Here is a 17,967-nt window from a genome sequence, read left to right on the forward strand (position 1 = left end):
ATAAATATTAGATAATAATAATATTATTAATTATGTAGTTTATTATTTAAAAAACTTTCATAAAATAAGGCGAATTTAATAAAAAAAGTAGATAAATAGTTAAAATAAACCGATTTTAACAAGTAATAGTTAACTATATTATATAATAAAACTAAAATATTAATATTATCAATCTAAAAAGGACTGTGAAAAAATGCAAATGATATGGTTTTATGTTGCTATTGTATTGGCTATAAGCGATGTATTGCACACTACTCTCATGTGGAAAGTTTTAAATAACTTTTATATATTATTAGGTGTTTTTATTCAACAATCAACACATTCTGCATGGCAAACTTGGGTAATACATGAATCAATGGAAGCCGTATTTCATTTTATCATTTTATCAATAGTTTTCTTAAACCCCACTATTGGAATATTAGCAGCCTTAATTCATTTTGTAATTGATGTATCCCATACAGTATTCATACGCAATATGGAAGAATTAGAACATAGAGCTCTTCACTTTGTTGTTGAGTCATTATTCTTTATGTTAATCTATGGATTATAAAACTAATTAATGGAGTTATTAAATGCCAGTTATAACATTCAAATATCAAGATTTAAAAGATTTAGGAATAGATATGGAAAAAGATGAACTAATTGACACATTACCAATGATGTCTAGTGATATTGAAGACTTTGATGATGAAGAAATCAAAGTAGAATTCTTCCCTAACAGACCGGACAATTTATCTGTTGAAGGAGTAGCCAGATCATTTAAAGGATTCATTGGTCAAGAAGTAGGTTTTCCAGACTATAAAGTTGAAGAATCTGGCGAATATGTTACCGTAGATGAAGATGTTGCAGCAATTAGACCATATATTGCTTTTGCTAAAATCGATAACGTTGATTTTTCAGGAGACAAACTCAAATATATTATGGATTTCCAAGAAAACCTTCACTGGGTTATTGGAAGAGACAGGAAAAAAGTTGCTATCGGTATTCACAATGCTGATGTAGTAAATAGTCCTATCAAATACATTGCAACTCCAAAAGATGCAAATGCATTTGTTCCACTCGAAAAAGACATTGCAATGACTCCAGAAGAAGTTTTAACAGAACATGATAAAGGTAAAGATTATGCTCATTTAATCCAAGATTTCGAGAAATATCCATTAATTCTTGATAAAGACGATAATGTATTATCTATGCCTCCAATCATTAACGGAGAATTGACCAAAATCAAAGAAGACGTGCATAATATCATTGTTGATGTAACTGGTACTGACGAAAAAGCAGTTAATCAAACATTAAACATCATCTGCTCATCATTTGCAGAAGTTGGTGGACAAATAAAATCCATGGAAATTAGATATGAAGATAAAACTATCATTACTCCTGACTTAACTCCACAGGAAATGAATGTTCATGTAGATACTGCAAATGAATTAATTGGTGGAACCAACTTAACTGCAGAAGACATTAAAGAATTATTATTAAAAGCACGTTTTGATGCTGAAATTATAAATGAAAATGAAGTAAAAGCAATTATTCCTTCATACCGTGTAGACATATTGCACGAAGTGGATATTGTTGAAAACATTGCGGTACAATACCACATAAACGATGTAGTTGCTGAACTTCCAGACATTAACACAGTAGCTTATGAAAACAACTGGTTTAAGGCAGAAGCAACAATTCGTGAAGTAATGATTGCAATGGGATTCCAGGAAGTAATGAGTTTAATGCTTACCAATGAAGAAGCACATTACGAAAAAATGAATCAAGAAGAAAAACCTCATGTTCAAGTTGCAAGACCTATCACAATTGACAGAACCATGATTAGAACCAGCTTGATTAACTCACTTATGGAATTCTTGGAAGACAACAAACACGAAGATTTACCTCAAAAAATCTTTGAAATCGGAGATGTATTATATTTAGATGAAACTAAAGAAAACAAAACTGTTTCCTCTAAAAAATTAGCTGCACTCGTTTGTCATTCAACTGCTAACTTCACTGAAATCAAATCAATTATGAGTACTGTATTATCCAACCTCGGATACACAATGGAAATTACAGACAGTGAAAACAAAACTTTCATTGAAGGAAGAGCAGCAGATGTAACAGGTAAAGCTCAAAAAGGTACAATCAAAGGATTCTTTGGTGAAGTATCCCCTGAAGTTATCACAAACTTTACCTTAGATTACCCAGTAATTGCATTTGAAATAGAATTTATTAACAAATAAATTCTTTAATTCTTTTTTTAATACCATAATTTTCTCATTTGTATTTCCATTTGAGAATAATTACTTATTTTTGGCATAGCATCATAATTATTAAAAATTAATATCAAAATAAGTAGGATAATTATAATAGATATTAAAATAATTGTGAATTTCCTCAATTATTCACCAACCATTGTCAAAGTTACTGTCCTATTGTTTCTTGGCCCATCTAGTTCTATGAAAAATACTGATTGCCAAGTACCCAAATCAAGTTTTCCGTTTTTAATAGGTAGTGTCTCACTTGATGATAGCAAAAATGACATTAAATGTGACCTTGCATTGTTATCAATCCTATCATGATCATAACTGAATTTGTCTGAAATCAGATTATTCAACATGAATTCAAAATCATTCAGTAATCCTGACTCATTTTCATTAACAACAATAGCTGATGTCGAATGTTTTGAAAAAATAGAAATTATCCCATCATCAATATCAATTATTTCATTAATTTTGGCAGTGATGTCAATGATTTCAAAGTTTTTATTGGTATTAATTTTTAAAGAATTAAATTTGATAGTCATTGATCATAGTTTGTTAGAACTTGTTAATAAATAAAAAAAGAAAAAGAGAATTTAATCTTCAATTTCAGGTTTTCTCCAGTATCCATAAATAATCATTCCCATGATGGAAACAATACTCAATACAACTAGTCCTGAAGTATCAGTAATTTCTTTTGAAATTTTGCTTTGAGGAACTATTTCATATGCTTTTCCTTCTTCGGATTGTTCACCCTCACTGGAATCACCTGCATTAACATCACCATTAGTCAATGCACGATTACCATTATCAGATGAATCTTGATAACTACCAGAAGCGTTTGTTCCATAAACTCCTGAATTTTCGGAATTTGCGAAATGAGCGCTTTTAGAAGTCCCATTTTCTGAATTTCCACTACCTTTTGAAGCACCATTTACAGTTGAATCTGCGGAATTATTAGGATTTGTTCCTGAATTTCCAGGATTGCCACTTGTTGATGTTGATGTTGAATCAGAACCATCATTTTTCTCACCAGATGCTGTTTTATATGTAAATTTAACCGGTTTATCACCAATCATTACTTCAACCTCATATTCAGTATCCGGATCGAGATTTGCATCAATTGTAGCTTTACCGTTTACGAATTTTGCAGTATACTGATTTCCATTAATGTTAACTTTAGTATCAAATGTACCAAATTCTTTAACTTCATTTCCAGCAGTATCATACATCTGAAGACCAATACCGTTTTTAACGGACAATGTACCCATCTTCATGATACCTGCAAGAAGCATTGGACAAACAAAAGTGTTTGCATCATCAGTTGAATCAAACCAATTATCTCCAAGCTTGAATACTGGTAAATCAGGATTATTTTTAGCTTGATATCCTTCATTATGAGTTAAAACATTATATTTAACTTGTAATCTTGAATCTTTGCCTTCTTTTGCTGTTTTAAAGTTAGCCCCAAACAATAATCCATTACCTGATTCAAAAGCACCTAATTCATAATCAGTATGACGTCTATTTTTAGTGAATGTATTTGCATTGATTACATCATAACTTGACTCTGAGTCAATGTAAATTCCATTAGGATTTTCATAAACCAAATTGTACTTTATCATGTTTCCAGTTGTCTTATTAAACAATGAAATTCCATTAAAGTCATTGTGATGAACAGTATTGTTAGTTATATTACAGTAATAAATGTTTGAAAGATGAATTCCTGATCTCTTATTATAAGAAACAGTATTCTTATCAACATTTGAATTTTTGACATTTTCCAAATGGATTCCATCACCACTTGTTTTAGATATGTCATTAGACAATATACTTACATTATTAGCATTTTCAACTAAAATACCGTTTTCTCCATTTTTAACAACAACATTTTTTATTGTTGTATTATCAGATGAATCAACGACAATACCATAATCACTATTAGATATAATAGTTATTCCTGACAAGATACTTCCACAACTGTTGGATGTGAAATAAAATCCGAAAGAATCGCTTATTCCCAAAGTTTTAGCTTTGTCAGTTAGCTGATTTGAAGTGTATATTTTTGAATTCTTTTTAGAAATAATGTTTAATTTCTTATCTACAACTAAAGAAATATCATTATACTCCCCATCAATAAATTCAAATTCATCCCCATCATTTGCACTATCAAACATAGTCTGAATTTCAGTATTTGATAAATTAGATGTTATTTGATAATGTGAACTGACAGTAGCATTATCTGGAGTGTCATCCGCACTAACCGCTGAAATAACACATAAGGCAATAAAGCATATGAATAAAATATTCACTAATTTATTCATACAATCTCCCGATATGACTTTAAAATCAATACCCAATTAATCAAAGTTAAAGTAAATCAATTTACATGTAAAAAACCATAATATGAAATAACTTTATTATTGATGAATATTTAATACATAATTAACTCAATTATTCAATGAAAAATAAATGATATGTATTAATAGTAATATTGATTTTATACTTAAATATTTATTTTTAATACATATATAAACCTTATTAAAAAAATAACAAAATTAAATTTTAAAATTAAACAGTAATTACGTTATTATAAGAAAATAAAATTAAAATATCCTAATATTTAAATAATATAAAAAATACAATATGAACTATATTGCTTAACGATGAAATTTAATTAGTTTAGCAATATAGTAATTTTAATAAGAGGAATGAATATGGATAGAAAACATTATATTTTAGCCATATCCTTATTTTTAATCGTATTTTTATGTTCAAGTGTTTCATTTGCTCAGGGAAATACAACTGACATGCCCACAGTGCCAGAAAATAATGATATGACTATCCTAAATGAAGGAGACAGTAATGTTAATCAAACACATTCACAACATACTATTACTGTAGGTTCTGATAGTGCAACTATTCAGAACGAAATTAATAGTATGAATGATGGTGACATACTTAACTTCGAAACTGGAACCTATAATGACATATGTATATATGTTAACAAAAGCATTACCATTAACGGTAATGGAGCAGAATTAGTAGGATATGACACTCCTTCTAAAGACAACACTCCCGATATTATCTATAATGATACTGACAAAGGAGGATATGCAATTGCAAACTTTGCTACATTATATGTTGTCAAAGCAGATAATGTTGTAATTAGCGGATTAAAAATAACTGGCGGTGCAAACAGCGCTGCTACTTATTCCAATGCATTAGTATATGCAATGAACTCAAACAATTTAACATTTAAAAACAATGTTTTATACGGATCTTCCTGGGGATTATATTTCCAATCCTGTGCTGATGGCCATGTAACCAACAACACAATTAAAAATCAGGAAACAACCGGATTTTTAAACTTTGGATCTGCAAGGACTGTCATAGCAAACAATACTGTGATAAATGCTACAAACCACGGTATTGATGTAAGACACGGAACCGGTCCAGATGTTCAAGTTATAAACAATACTGTGATTGGTTCAAAAGAAGGAATTTACTTGATGCATTCTGCTGGACACACTGCAGCAAACAATACTTTAATTAATTGTACCATCAGTTCAATTACCTGTTATGGTTCATCAAATGTCAAATTAAGTGGAAACAAAATGCAAAAATCAAGAATTGGTATTTTACTCGGTGGAGGATACACAAACATCACTGTAGGTGAAAATACATTTGCTTTAGATAACTTACCTTACCCACCAACATTCGTATACTATGTTGCAGAAGCAAAATCTGAATACCAAAGTGCTGAAGACATTATGGGTACTTACTCTGACAGTTCAAATACCGTAGACAATTATGTTGCATTTACTGGAATTGAAACTCCTAAATATATTGCTATCAGCTATGATGATATTTTAGCAAAAACCGGAACTGAATACGTCGTTCCTGAAGGAGCTACCAATGAAGAAATTCAAACAATAATTAACGGTATGACTGATGGTGACACTTTAAGCTTCACTGCAAACGCTGTTTACAATGACATTTCAATCTACACCGATAAAAACATCAAAATTTTAGGTAACAATGCTACTTTAGTTGGCTGTACTGGAATTAACTTTAAAGACAATGAACAATACTTAAGCAATGTTGCTGAAAAAGTTAAAAATACTACTGCAGACGGTGGATACGCTGTAGCATACAATGCAGTATTATACGTATTAAACGCAACTAATGTTGTCGTGAGTGATTTAAACATCAAAGCACAATATCCTAGCTACGATACAACCAAAGTCACTGCAATGACCAATGAATACAAAACCGCTGGAATCTATGCTGAATCAAATATTAACTTAACCATTACTGGCTGTGATGTTACTGGTGCATCATGGGGTATTTTCCAACAATACTGTAAAAACAGCATCATCACTAAAAACACAATCCATGATGTGTACACAACTGGTATTATGAACTTCGGTTCTCCAAACGGAATTATTGCTGAAAATACAGTAATCAATGCTACAAACCACGGTATTGATGTAAGACACGGAACCGGACCTAACGTAACTATATTCAATAACACAATCTCTGGTGCAAAAGAAGGAATCTATCTCATGCACTCTAAAGGACACACTGTATACAACAATACTATTTCCAACTGTAAAATCAGTGGAATTACTGCTTATGGATCTGCAGATGAAGTAATCTTCAACAATTCAATTTCTGGAAGTAGAATTGGTATTTTACTCGGTGGAGGATACTCAAACATAACCATTGGTGCAAATTCATTCAATTTAGACTTTTTACCATACCCACCAACATTTGTAACCTATATTGCAAGAGCTGAAACCAAATATCAAAGTGTAGATGATGTTATGAGAACTTACTCTGACAAAGAAACTGTGACTATTGATGCATATGATGTTGTTGGATACAAAGATGATATAACATTTACTTTAATTGGTCAAAATGGAGAAAAATTAGCTAACCAAGATGTAGTTATTTCCATTAATGGTGTAAACTTCACCGCTAAAACCGATGAAAATAGTACTGCACTCATCTCTCCTAAATTAACTACAGGTGTTTACACCGCAACAATCACATTTGCTGGTAATGATAATTACGCAAAAACCATTGTAAATAAAACCATTACTGTAAAAGATGACAGAATTAAAACATCCATTACTGCATCCAATAAAAATATTTACTTAACTACAATTGTTAAAGGATACTCATACAGTATTACTCTTAAAGATGTAAGTGGAAAAGTTTTAGCAAATAAAAAAGTTACAGTTACATTCAATGGCAAAACTTACACTGCAACCACCAATTCCAAAGGTGTTGCTACATTTAAAGTAAAAGCTACAACTACTGGATCTAAAAAAGCAACTATAAAATTTGCTGGTGATGATTACTATGCACCAATCACTAAAACCACTACTTTAAAAGTCATTAAACAACCAACTAAAATCACTGCTTACAAAAAGACTTTCAAAGTAAGAACAAAAGTTAAATCATACACTATTACATTAAAAAACAGCAACGGAAAAGTTGTAAGTAAAGCTAAAGTTTATCTCAAAATTAAAGGTAAAACATACAAAGCATATATCAATTCCAAAGGTAAAGCTACATTTAAAATTACCAAATTAACTACAAGAGGTAAATACACAGCAACAATAAAATTCTCTGGAAGCAAATACTATAGTGCAACCAGTAAAAAAGTATACATAACAACAAAAAGATAGAAGAGACTTTAAAAATCTCTCTATTTTTTTCTTTTTCTAAAAAAAATTAATAATATTTCTTTTTACGATCATATGCGAAGTAAATAATGCATATTCCAATTAAAATCAATACTATTTGTGGGAATATCAAAAATATAATTGCAGGAATTAATTTTAACTCCGCAAGCAACCATAAAACACCATAAATTACAATTAAAGCTCCAAAAATGATAGCTATCTTGTAACCCATATCCTTTAAATCAAATGGTATTTGACCTCTGAAAGGCATTTAATCACCTACAATTCTTTAGTACCATCATCAGTACCGATGATGACTTTATCAACCATTTGTGTAAATATTCCGTTTTCAACTACACCTGGAATAGTATTAATATCAATTTCCAAATGTTTTGGAGATTCAATCTTATCAAATTTAGCATCAATGACAAAATTACCGTTATCAGTGATTACAGGACCATCTTTTCTTTGTGCCATTCTGATTTCACATTCAGCACCCATATCTTCCAATTCTTTAATGACCATACGGGATGCATCAGGCAATACTTCAACAGGCACTGGGAAATTTCCTAACTCTTCGACAACTTTTGATTCATCTACGATAACAATGAACTGTTTAGCAGCATAGTCAACGATTTTTTCTTTGGTGTGAGCTGCTCCTCCACCTTTGATTAAATTAAATTCACCATCAACTTCATCTGCTCCATCAACAGACAAGTCAATGTCATTTTCTTCCAAAGTAGTGATTGGAATGTTCCATTGTTTTGCAATTAATAATGATTGAAATGAAGTTGGAATACCTTTTACACTTATTCCTTCCTCTTTGATTCTCATACCAACTTTTTCAATGAAAAAGTGAGTTGTTGAACCGGTTCCTAATCCTAAAACCATTCCATCTTCCACATATTCAGCAGCTTTGTAACCTGCGTTCTTTTTACTGGAACTGTTACTACTAGTATCTTTCATTATATCACAAATCCTAAAGTAAGTTTATTGAGTTTAAATCCTTTTTTACATTCACCTTTATGTTTACCTTCATTATTCAAGACAATGCATTTATCATTTTCATGTAATCCGTCAGGGAAACATAAATCATGGAATTCACATGTTTCATCACAGTCAGCAGCATTGAATGTGAATGTTGATCCTTCAAAAATATTTTTGGAAGTAGTTAATAATTCAATTTTTGCCCTATCAATTTCTACAGGAACTACAATTCCTCCAGAGTGTATTGGACATTTTTGCTCATTTTCTTTAACATTTACAACAACATACTTTCTGTTAATTTCAAGGTTTCCAACGCAAGATGATTTAAATCTACATTTTTCACATTCATCAGCCGGACCTAAAAAAACAAATTCTTGACCTTTTTTAGCCAAATCTTTACCTATTAATGTAATCATCTAAATCACCTCAGTTTTATAAGCAAGCTCATAGGCCGCTTCACGAGAAATTCCATTATCACCTAAAATAGTGTATCTTTCAGGTCTAAGTTTATTAGCCATAACTAATGCATCAATAATTTCTTCTTCAGAGATACCAACTTCAGCAGCAGTTGTTGGAGCTTGAACTGATTCCAATGCATTTTTAATAACTCTCCAATCTCCACCATGCAAATACATCATCATTATTGTACCGATACCACATTGTTCACCATGCAATGCTGGCTTATCAAGAATCTTGTCCAAAGCATGTGAGAACAGATGCTCAGATCCGCTTGCTGGGCGTGATGAACCTGCAATACTGATAGCCATTCCACCACTGAACAATGATTTCATTACAATACGTGCACTAGGTTCTAGATTAGGCTTAATATTGGCAATATTATCAGTAATCAAATGAGCAGACATTATGGATAATGCTGCTGCAGATTCACTGAATAATTCATTTTTTAAACGATGAGCCAATTCCCAATCCTTAATAGCTGTGAAGTTAGCTATCAAATCAGCACAGCCTGCTGCAAGTAATCTGAATGGTGACTGTGCAATAATCTCGGAATCCGCAATAACTGCTATTGGAGAATGTGCAGTGGCAGATATTGATGTATTTGGATTTTTTATTGATGCTAAAGGAGATACAATACCGTCGTGTGAAGCTGTTGTTGGCATGGATACAAAGTATACGCCTTGATTGAATGAAGATAATTTAGCTACATCAATAACCTTCCCTCCACCAATACCTAAAACAGTAGTTTCTGGAGTGATTAATTCTTCAACTTCTGAAATTGATTCTTCAGAAGCATTATCAACCTTAATTACATCATAAGATAAATTATTTTTCTCTAAGCTTTCAATGACCGGCTTTGCTCCAATTTCATAAGTATGAGAACCTGTCACTATTAAAAAATCATTACCCAAATGCAAAGACTTACAAATATCGGCAGTATCATGTACAATACCCGGATCAATGTAAACTTCACGAGGCATTTGTATTTTCCTATTAGTCATAATATCTCCTAAAAATAAATTATACAATATTATATATGTATAAAATAATTATAAATAACTTTCTTATTCTAAAAAGTTACACTTGAAATGCACCTCTTATCACAGATAAATTATAAGTTATAACTTATAAGAAATATAAAAAATGTTTTTCAAAAAATGAACAGCATCATAAGAATTTAATCAAAATTAAATAAACTTAATACTTATTAAAAACAAATAATTTAATATTATAAAATTATTTTAGGTGATATGGTGGAAAATTTTGATGAATGGTTTCATGATATTTTAGAAAATGCAAATATTACTGATTCAAGATATCCTATTAAAGGAATGGCTATTTGGATGCCATACGGTTTTCAAATTAGAAAACACTCAATGAACATTATTAAAAAATTATTAGACAAAGATCACGAAGAAGTGCTCTTCCCAATGCTTGTTCCTGAAAGTGAACTTGCAAAAGAAGGAATTCATGTAAAAGGATTCGAAGACGAAGTATACTGGGTAACCAAAGGTGGTCAAAAAGAATTAAACGAACAGTTAGCTTTAAGACCTACAAGTGAAACTGCAATTTATCCAATGTATGCTTTATGGATTAGAACCCACATGGATCTTCCAATCAAATACTATCAAATTGTAAACACCTTTAGATACGAAACTAAACATACAAGACCATTAATTCGTGTAAGAGAAATTACAACCTTCAAAGAAGCACATACTGCTCACGCAACTAAAGAAGAATCCGATGAACAAATCCAAGACTTCATTGGAATTTACAAAGAATTCTTTGATGATTTAGGAATTCCATACTTGATTTCAAAAAGACCAGAATGGGATAAATTCCCTGGTGCAGACTACACAATGGCTTTTGATGTAATCATGCCTAACGGTAAAACATTACAAGTTGGTACTATACATAATTTGGGTCAAACTTTCGCAAAAACCTTTGACATAACCTTTGAAGACAAAGACGGACAGCACAAACTCGTATATCAAACCTGTGCTGGTGTATCCGATAGAGTAATTGCTTCTGTAATTGGAATTCACGGAGATGAAACTGGTTTACGTTTACCACCAAAAGTATCACCAAACCAAGTTACAATAATTCCAATCTTATTTAAAAAAGGAAAAGAAGAAGTTTTAGCAAAATGTAGTGAAATCAAAACCCAATTAGAAGCTGCAGGCCTTAGAGTCAATATTGACGACAGAGACATCAGACCTGGTAAAAAATTCAACGATTGGGAATTGAAAGGAACTCCAGTTAAACTTGAACTTGGACCTAGAGACTTAGAAAACAATATTACTGTAGCTATGAGAAGAGATGAAGGAGAAAAAATCAAAATTGCACTCGATGACTCACTTGCTGATAATGTTATTGATTTATTAGCTAAAACCGAAGAAAACTTATCTACTTCAGCTTGGGAATTCCAAGAAGCTCACGTTAAATTCACAGAAAACTTAGATGAAGTTCCTGAACTTGTTGAATCAGGTAATGTTGTCAAATTCTACTGGTGCGGAGACGAAGCAGTTGGTAAAGAAATTGAAGAAGAAACAGGATATGACATCTTAGGTATTCAAGAAGAAGTATCTGAAGGAAAATGTATCTCCGGTAAAGGAGATGCAAAATACATTGCTTTAATGGCTAAAACATACTAAGTGATTAAAATGGATAATATCTACGCAATAATTCCAGTTAGCAAATTCAAAAATGCAAAAACCAGGCTTTCCCCATTCTTATCCGAAGAAGAAAGGGAAAAACTCTTAAAAGTAATGCTTCAGGATGTAACTGACACTTTAAAAAAGCATGTAGATAAAATATTCATTATTAGTAGAGATGAAGATGTTCTAAAATATGCTGAAAGCTTAAAATTAGACACCATCTTAGAAAATGAAGACTCAAACTTAAACAAAGCATTGAAACAAGCCATGAAAGAATGCAAAGGAAAAACAAGAAAAGTAATCATTGTTCCTTCTGACATTCCTTTAATTGGAAAAACAAATGTTTCAATGCTGATTGAAGCTTCAAAAAGCTTAGATTTCATTATTGTTCCATCAAAAGGTGGTGGGACCAATATGATTATCATGAAACCTATGGCAATCCACACAAAATTTGAAGGATTCAGCTATAAAGAACATGTAAGTGCTGCTGAGAGGAAAAAATTAAACCCACAAGTTCATGATTCATTCTTTATGGCATTGGATGTAAACACTGCCCAAGATTTAGGTGAAATCATGATTCACGGAGAGCATACTCATACTAGAAAATACTTGAAGGAACTTAAAGTTAAAGTAGAACCTTTCCGTGGAAGTGAACGTTTAAAAGTAACAAGAGGCTAGTAAATGATAGTAATGTCTATTGCGGGCGTTGATCCGTCAGCAGGTGCAGGTGTCTATGCAGATTTAAAAACATTTCAGGCAATTGGTGTTTACGGAACTGGAATCGTTACAGCACTCACAGCACAAAACCCATATAAATTCTTCTCAACATCACCTGTTTCACCAGAATATATTGAAGAGCAAATAGATTCTGTTATGGATTCATATGAAGTTGAATACATCAAAACAGGAATGCTATACTCCCCGGAAATTATTGAATTGGTTTCAAAAAAGATCAAGGAATATAATTTAAAAGCTGTAGTTGATCCAGTAATGGTTGCAACATCAGGGGGTGACCTCACCAAAGAGGACATTGCTGATGCATTCAACAAATATTTGCTTCCCCATTCAATACTTACTACACCAAATATTGCCGAAGCTGAAAAATTAACCAATATGGAACTAAAAACAAAAGAAGATGCAATTGAAGCTTCAAAAAAGATTGTCTGCAATAATATTATTACTGGCGGTCATTTAGACGGATTAAACACTATTACTATTGACGGTGAACTTACAACCATAAAACAAGAGTTAATTGAAACAGACAATTTACATGGTACTGGATGTAATTTATCTTCCGCAATTGTTGCATATCTTGCAAAAAACAATAATCTTCACACATCCATCACAAAAGCATTGGATTATGTGTATGAAGGCATAAAAAATGGGAATTATGGTACATTAATAGCTAAAATATAATTTCCTAAAACTTATTTTTTTAAAAATTAAAATAAAAAAAGTAAAAGAATAATTAAATTATTCTTCCATATTTAATTGACTGACAATAGATTCTTGAAGAGCAATGAATTCTTGAGATTCTCTTTTTCTTGGCCTTTCCAAATCTACTTCAACAATATTTGCAATTCTACCCGGATTTTTGTCTAATATAACAATTTTATCCGCCAAATAGACTGCTTCATCAACATCGTGAGTTACAAAAACAATGGTACTGTTGAATCTTTTCCAAACACCAATAAGCTGTTCTTGAAGGCTATGTCTATTTTGCATATCCAATGCAGAAAATGGCTCATCCATAAGTAAGATGGGTGAATGATTAAGCAAAGATCTAATAATTGCAACCCTTTGTTTCATACCACCAGAAAGTTCATGTGGATAGCTATCTTTAAAGTCAATTAAACCAACACTTGCCAAGTATCTTTCAGCCGCAGCAACATTTTCCTCTTTAGAACCTGCTTTGGTCATTTCCAAACCGAAAGTTACATTCTCAAGAACGGTCAACCATGGGAACAATGAATATTGTTGGAAAATAACTGCCCTGTCACCGGATGGTTTTTTAACAACATCACCATTTGCAACGATTTCACCAGAACTTGGAGTGTCAAGACCGGCAATCAACCTTAAAAGAGTTGTTTTACCACATCCAGAAGGTCCCAATAGACATACTAATTCACCATCTTCAATGGATAAATCAATATCTTCTAAAACAGACAATTTTTCTGATTTTTTAGTTTCGAATTTTTTATAAATATTTTTAACTTCAATTGACAATCAAAACACCTACCAGAAAATCCTATCTTGAGCTTTGCTGAATACAAAGTCAAATACAAGTCCAATCAAACCGATAACAATCATACCGACAACAGTAGTACCAGTATCGAAAAGGTTTGTTGCAGTTAAAATCATATAACCTAAACCACTACTTGATCCAATCATTTCTGCAGAAATGGTACACATTAAAGCAATACCAATACCTACTTTTAAACCAGAAACAATATATGGAACAGTAGAAGGCAATACTACTCTTTTTAAAACATTCCAATCATTAGCACCAAGTGTTTGAGCAGATTCAACTAAAACATTATCTGTTCTTTTAACGCCGTCAATAGTATATACTAAAATAGGGAAAACACAACCCATAAAAATAATGAATACTGCCGGGAAAGTTCCTATTCCGAACCATAAGATGGAAAATGGAATCCATGCAACTGGTGGAATTGGTCTTAAAACACTGATAACAAAAGTACAAATATCTTCTAAGGTTTTATACCATCCAAGCAAAATTCCAAGAGGAATAGCTACTATGGATGCCAATATCAAACCAGCAAATACTTTAAACAATGTATCGATAGTATTTGTCAATAACTTACCATTTTCAATAACTACCCATGCAGAATTAACTACATCAAGTGGTCCGGGTAAGATATATGATGAAAACAAACCAAATGCATTAGTTATAAGATACCAGAAGAATATTAAAACTGCTGGTAAAATCAGTGGAATGAATTTATTCTTATAATTATCAAACATTAAATCACTTATATAAAATTTATATTATATATTAAATATTACCTATTATAATATAAAAACTTTAAATAGAAATGAAAAATAAGAACAATGAAAAAGAAATAACAGTATGTTGATAAAAATGAATTCTAATAAAAAATTTTTCTCAAAAATAGGATTTAATTACTTGATTTATATAATATCCTCATTAATCATTACAATAATCATAGCAAACATAATTGCAGCTACAAAGCCAGAAATTATCAACAACATCAACATATCAACAGTAATTTCAGCCATTTGCAATTATATTTTACCATTACCAATTTTAATACACTTAATGAATAAAATAAAATCAACAAGACCTGAAATCCATAAAATAAACATCAAAACATTTTTGAAATACTTATGTATTACAATTACATTGATGTGGATTGGAAATCTTACAGGAACAATAATAACCACCATTCTTGGTGGAGCTATCCAAAGTGACATTTCAAACCCAATTCAAAACTTAATTAATTCAACAGATATATGGTTAAATCTCCTGTTGATAAGCATTATTGGACCAATTTTTGAAGAATTTTTCTTTAGAAAACTATTAATAGATAGAACAATAGTTTACGGAGCTAAAGTATCCATTATTCTATCTGCAGTCATATTCGGATTAGTTCATGGTAATCTAAATCAATTTTTCTATTCTGCATTAATAGGGGGATTTTTAGGATACGTTTACATTAAAACTGGAAGAATAACATATACTATTGCACTGCATATGATTATTAACTTAATAGGTTCTGTTGTAAGTTTATCATTAAATAATAGCATATCCAGTCTAAGTACCGGTACAATAAATCCAATTGCCTTAATTTTCGTAATATCCTATTTTACAATGCTAATTATCTCATTGTTTATAGGAATAAGCAGTATTTGGGATTATAAAAAAGCAAAATTCAATGGTGAGAAAACAGAAATAAATTTAAAAAATCCATTGAAAACAGTGTTTTTAAATACCGGAATGATTTGCTTTGTATTATTCTTTATAATAAAGATGATTTTACAAGCAATAAGTTAAAAAAAGAGAAGAAGAAGTATTATTCTTGTTTTTCTTCTTCAATAGCTGCTACAACACTGTTTAAAATTTGAAGTGCTTTGGAAAATGCAGGCATTCCTGAAGTTAATAAAACAACTCTTAAAACATCAACAATTTCTTCTTTGGTAACTCCAAGTACTTCAATAGCACTCCTAATTTGTTTTTTAGTAGCTCTAGGATCTGCACGGGAAGCAGTAATACCAATTGCAATTAATTTTTGGGTTTTATAGTCTAAAACTTTTCCATTCCAAACAGTTTCGTTTAAATCAGTTACAAGTTCATATAAATCTGGATTTTCGCCTTCAAGTTCTCTGATTCCTTTTCCATAATATACTTCACCTTTCATATAGATAGTATGAAAGTTGTCATACTTATAGATTTTGTCGAAAAAAATATTACTTTTCAAATGCTCTCTCTAACAATATTTAAAAAATAAAATACATAGGTGATAGCATGAATAACGAGCTCATTAAGAATATGTGTTTAAGTTGCAATCATTCAAAACAGACACAGAACAACTATAACCTTTCACTTCGGAAGTACTGTGAATATTTCGACATGTCACTTGAGGAACTTCTGATGGAAGCTGAAGAAGATGAAAAGAACAATGTAAGATGGAAAAATTGCCGTTTAAGAGCTAAACTGATTGAATTCAGACACCACCTGTTACAGAATTATGCTGCAAGCACTGTGAAAAAACACATCTGGAGCATCAAATTCTTTTACAAATTCTATGACATTGAAATACAATCATTGCCTAGAGTTACCCAACAGTCTTTGAGAAAACCCCAGCCAATCTACTATAAGGATTTGCCTGACAAAGAAGTGATAAGGGAAGCATTTAAAATATCTTCACCATTGATGAAATCCATAATACTGTTTTCATGTTCAAGCGGTTGTGCCAGAGCAGAAGCATTGAGTTTAACCATACAGGATTACATAGATGCAGTATCAGAATATATACCTAGGCGCAGAATGGACATTTTTGAGGTAATTGATTTCTTGAACGAAAAGGATGATGTCGTGCCTACCTTCAATCTCCGAAGGAAAAAAACAAACAAATATTATATCACATATTGCAGTCCAGAAGCAGTAAATGCAATCAATGCATATATTTTAACACGCACAGATTCAGTTAAAAATGACAGCCCCCTATTCGATGTAAGCCCAACACATCTTGGAAGATCATTTCAAAAAATAAACGATACATTGAATCTTGGAAATGTTGGAAAATATGCTAGATTCAGAAGCCACATGCTGAGGAAATTCCATGCAAGCGCATTATACAACGACGGCATGAGCATAGACAAGGTCAACGATTTGCAGGGAAAGGCTAAAAACGTAACTGATTCCGTTTATTTCATGACCAATCCTGAAGAGTTGAAATATGAATACATCAGGCATTTGCCTGCCGTAACAATCAATATGGATGTTGAAAAGCTATCAATCAAGTCTCCTGAGTTCATGCAACTGGAAAATGATAAAAAGAAATTGGAAACTGAACTGGAGGGCCTTAAGCGAGAAGTGGGAGATATCCGATCGATGAAAAAGGATTTTGAACTCCTTAAAGCACAGATAGGAAAATAATCTTGTGATGGCATTTGACCCTGTTGGATGCCATTACCAAACATTCATAATACTCGATGTCGGCCCAAATATAACTAATGGCCTGCATTCGCCAATTAATTTAACTAACTGGAATTGACATTAACGGCAACGTTTTTGGATTTGGATTTTATTTTCGAACTGCGATATATATGCAAGGGTTCCAGAAAGTAGGTTCTGAATAGCTAATGGCTGACAGTACTGATAATATACTCTAAATAAACAAGGTGATAATGATGTTAACTGCTGAAGAACGATGT

The 17,967-nt window shown here is 31.6% G+C and carries 17 protein-coding genes; 8 read left to right on the forward strand and 9 right to left on the reverse strand.

Annotated features, from left to right (window positions below):
- The first annotated feature begins 193 nt into the window (after positions 1–193).
- Both MR875_09670 and pheT read left to right on the forward strand, forming a co-directional pair.
- Positions 194–550, forward strand: a complete 357-nt coding sequence (locus MR875_09670) for a hypothetical protein (protein MCI6995104.1) — start codon at positions 194–196, stop codon at positions 548–550.
- 22 nt (positions 551–572) lie between these two features.
- The gene (pheT, locus tag MR875_09675) at positions 573–2,231 is read left to right on the forward strand and encodes a phenylalanine--tRNA ligase subunit beta (protein MCI6995105.1); all 1,659 of its coding nucleotides are present in this window, start codon (positions 573–575) and stop codon (positions 2,229–2,231) included.
- A gap of 158 nt (positions 2,232–2,389) precedes the next feature.
- On the opposite strand, the gene MR875_09680 is transcribed toward pheT, so the two are convergent.
- Positions 2,390–2,794, reverse strand: a complete 405-nt coding sequence (locus tag MR875_09680; protein MCI6995106.1) for a secondary thiamine-phosphate synthase enzyme YjbQ — start codon at positions 2,792–2,794, stop codon at positions 2,390–2,392.
- Positions 2,795–2,845: 51 nt separating this feature from the next.
- Positions 2,846–4,573, reverse strand: a complete 1,728-nt coding sequence (locus tag MR875_09685) for a right-handed parallel beta-helix repeat-containing protein (protein ID MCI6995107.1) — start codon at positions 4,571–4,573, stop codon at positions 2,846–2,848.
- Positions 4,574–4,966: 393 nt separating this feature from the next.
- Between MR875_09685 and MR875_09690 the strand changes: the two genes are divergently transcribed.
- Positions 4,967–7,948, forward strand: coding sequence for a right-handed parallel beta-helix repeat-containing protein (locus tag MR875_09690; protein ID MCI6995108.1), 2,982 nt, complete (start codon positions 4,967–4,969; stop codon positions 7,946–7,948).
- Positions 7,949–7,994: 46 nt separating this feature from the next.
- Here MR875_09690 and MR875_09695 read toward each other — a convergent pair whose 3' ends face one another.
- From MR875_09695 to MR875_09710, 4 genes are read right to left on the reverse strand one after another with little or no spacing between them, the layout of a single operon-like run.
- Entirely contained in the window at positions 7,995–8,216 is a 222-nt protein-coding gene (locus MR875_09695) for a hypothetical protein (GenBank protein ID MCI6995109.1), read from the reverse strand.
- A gap of 8 nt (positions 8,217–8,224) precedes the next feature.
- Positions 8,225–8,911, reverse strand: coding sequence for a ribose-5-phosphate isomerase RpiA (gene rpiA / locus MR875_09700; protein ID MCI6995110.1), 687 nt, complete (start codon positions 8,909–8,911; stop codon positions 8,225–8,227).
- The gene (locus MR875_09705) at positions 8,911–9,348 is read right to left on the reverse strand and encodes a UPF0179 family protein (protein MCI6995111.1); all 438 of its coding nucleotides are present in this window, start codon (positions 9,346–9,348) and stop codon (positions 8,911–8,913) included. The genes rpiA and MR875_09705 overlap by 1 nt, the downstream gene beginning before the upstream one ends.
- Positions 9,349–10,392 carry an NAD(P)-dependent glycerol-1-phosphate dehydrogenase gene (locus MR875_09710; GenBank protein ID MCI6995112.1) on the reverse strand — a complete coding sequence of 348 codons (1,044 nt, stop codon included), beginning with the start codon at positions 10,390–10,392 and terminating at the stop codon, positions 9,349–9,351. It abuts the gene before it with no gap.
- A gap of 249 nt (positions 10,393–10,641) precedes the next feature.
- Here MR875_09710 and proS point away from each other — a divergent pair, with 249 nt between their 5' ends.
- From proS to thiD, 3 genes are read left to right on the forward strand one after another with little or no spacing between them, the layout of a single operon-like run.
- Complete coding sequence (proS, locus tag MR875_09715; protein MCI6995113.1) at positions 10,642–12,045, forward strand: proline--tRNA ligase; 1,404 nt, start codon at positions 10,642–10,644, stop codon at positions 12,043–12,045.
- Positions 12,046–12,054: 9 nt separating this feature from the next.
- On the forward strand, positions 12,055–12,726 hold the full coding sequence (gene cofC, locus MR875_09720; GenBank protein ID MCI6995114.1) for a 2-phospho-L-lactate guanylyltransferase: 672 nt from the start codon (positions 12,055–12,057) through the stop codon (positions 12,724–12,726).
- Positions 12,727–12,729: 3 nt separating this feature from the next.
- Complete coding sequence (gene thiD, locus MR875_09725; protein ID MCI6995115.1) at positions 12,730–13,464, forward strand: bifunctional hydroxymethylpyrimidine kinase/phosphomethylpyrimidine kinase; 735 nt, start codon at positions 12,730–12,732, stop codon at positions 13,462–13,464.
- A 57-nt stretch (positions 13,465–13,521) separates the two neighbouring features.
- Here the strand turns inward: thiD and MR875_09730 are convergent, their stop codons facing one another.
- The gene (locus tag MR875_09730; protein ID MCI6995116.1) at positions 13,522–14,274 is read right to left on the reverse strand and encodes an ABC transporter ATP-binding protein; all 753 of its coding nucleotides are present in this window, start codon (positions 14,272–14,274) and stop codon (positions 13,522–13,524) included.
- A 9-nt stretch (positions 14,275–14,283) separates the two neighbouring features.
- On the reverse strand, positions 14,284–15,033 hold the full coding sequence (locus tag MR875_09735) for an ABC transporter permease (protein ID MCI6995117.1): 750 nt from the start codon (positions 15,031–15,033) through the stop codon (positions 14,284–14,286).
- A 118-nt stretch (positions 15,034–15,151) separates the two neighbouring features.
- Between MR875_09735 and MR875_09740 the strand changes: the two genes are divergently transcribed.
- Positions 15,152–16,084, forward strand: a complete 933-nt coding sequence (locus tag MR875_09740) for a CPBP family intramembrane metalloprotease (protein MCI6995118.1) — start codon at positions 15,152–15,154, stop codon at positions 16,082–16,084.
- A gap of 19 nt (positions 16,085–16,103) precedes the next feature.
- Here the strand turns inward: MR875_09740 and MR875_09745 are convergent, their stop codons facing one another.
- Positions 16,104–16,448, reverse strand: coding sequence for a carboxymuconolactone decarboxylase family protein (locus MR875_09745; GenBank protein ID MCI6995119.1), 345 nt, complete (start codon positions 16,446–16,448; stop codon positions 16,104–16,106).
- A 107-nt stretch (positions 16,449–16,555) separates the two neighbouring features.
- Here MR875_09745 and MR875_09750 point away from each other — a divergent pair, with 107 nt between their 5' ends.
- Positions 16,556–17,689, forward strand: coding sequence for a site-specific integrase (locus tag MR875_09750; GenBank protein ID MCI6995120.1), 1,134 nt, complete (start codon positions 16,556–16,558; stop codon positions 17,687–17,689).
- The last annotated feature ends 278 nt before the right edge of the window (positions 17,690–17,967 follow it).

The sequence above is a fragment of the Methanobrevibacter sp. genome (genome assembly GCA_022775905.1).
In the GTDB taxonomy this organism is placed as follows: Archaea; Methanobacteriota; Methanobacteria; order Methanobacteriales; family Methanobacteriaceae; genus Methanocatella.

Coding starts and splice junctions, on each gene's coding strand:
- thiD (MCI6995115.1), top strand. CDS start 12,730: ATGATAGTAATGTCTATTGCGGGCGTTGATCCGTCAGCAGGTGCAGGT.
- MR875_09745 (MCI6995119.1), bottom strand. CDS start 16,448: ATGAAAGGTGAAGTATATTATGGAAAAGGAATCAGAGAACTTGAAGGC.
- MR875_09740 (MCI6995118.1), top strand. CDS start 15,152: ATGAATTCTAATAAAAAATTTTTCTCAAAAATAGGATTTAATTACTTG.
- MR875_09685 (MCI6995107.1), bottom strand. CDS start 4,573: ATGAATAAATTAGTGAATATTTTATTCATATGCTTTATTGCCTTATGT.
- MR875_09690 (MCI6995108.1), top strand. CDS start 4,967: ATGGATAGAAAACATTATATTTTAGCCATATCCTTATTTTTAATCGTA.
- MR875_09735 (MCI6995117.1), bottom strand. CDS start 15,033: ATGTTTGATAATTATAAGAATAAATTCATTCCACTGATTTTACCAGCA.
- proS (MCI6995113.1), top strand. CDS start 10,642: ATGGTGGAAAATTTTGATGAATGGTTTCATGATATTTTAGAAAATGCA.
- pheT (MCI6995105.1), top strand. CDS start 573: ATGCCAGTTATAACATTCAAATATCAAGATTTAAAAGATTTAGGAATA.
- rpiA (MCI6995110.1), bottom strand. CDS start 8,911: ATGAAAGATACTAGTAGTAACAGTTCCAGTAAAAAGAACGCAGGTTAC.
- MR875_09670 (MCI6995104.1), top strand. CDS start 194: ATGCAAATGATATGGTTTTATGTTGCTATTGTATTGGCTATAAGCGAT.
- MR875_09750 (MCI6995120.1), top strand. CDS start 16,556: ATGAATAACGAGCTCATTAAGAATATGTGTTTAAGTTGCAATCATTCA.
- MR875_09695 (MCI6995109.1), bottom strand. CDS start 8,216: ATGCCTTTCAGAGGTCAAATACCATTTGATTTAAAGGATATGGGTTAC.
- cofC (MCI6995114.1), top strand. CDS start 12,055: ATGGATAATATCTACGCAATAATTCCAGTTAGCAAATTCAAAAATGCA.
- MR875_09705 (MCI6995111.1), bottom strand. CDS start 9,348: ATGATTACATTAATAGGTAAAGATTTGGCTAAAAAAGGTCAAGAATTT.
- MR875_09680 (MCI6995106.1), bottom strand. CDS start 2,794: ATGACTATCAAATTTAATTCTTTAAAAATTAATACCAATAAAAACTTT.
- MR875_09710 (MCI6995112.1), bottom strand. CDS start 10,392: ATGACTAATAGGAAAATACAAATGCCTCGTGAAGTTTACATTGATCCG.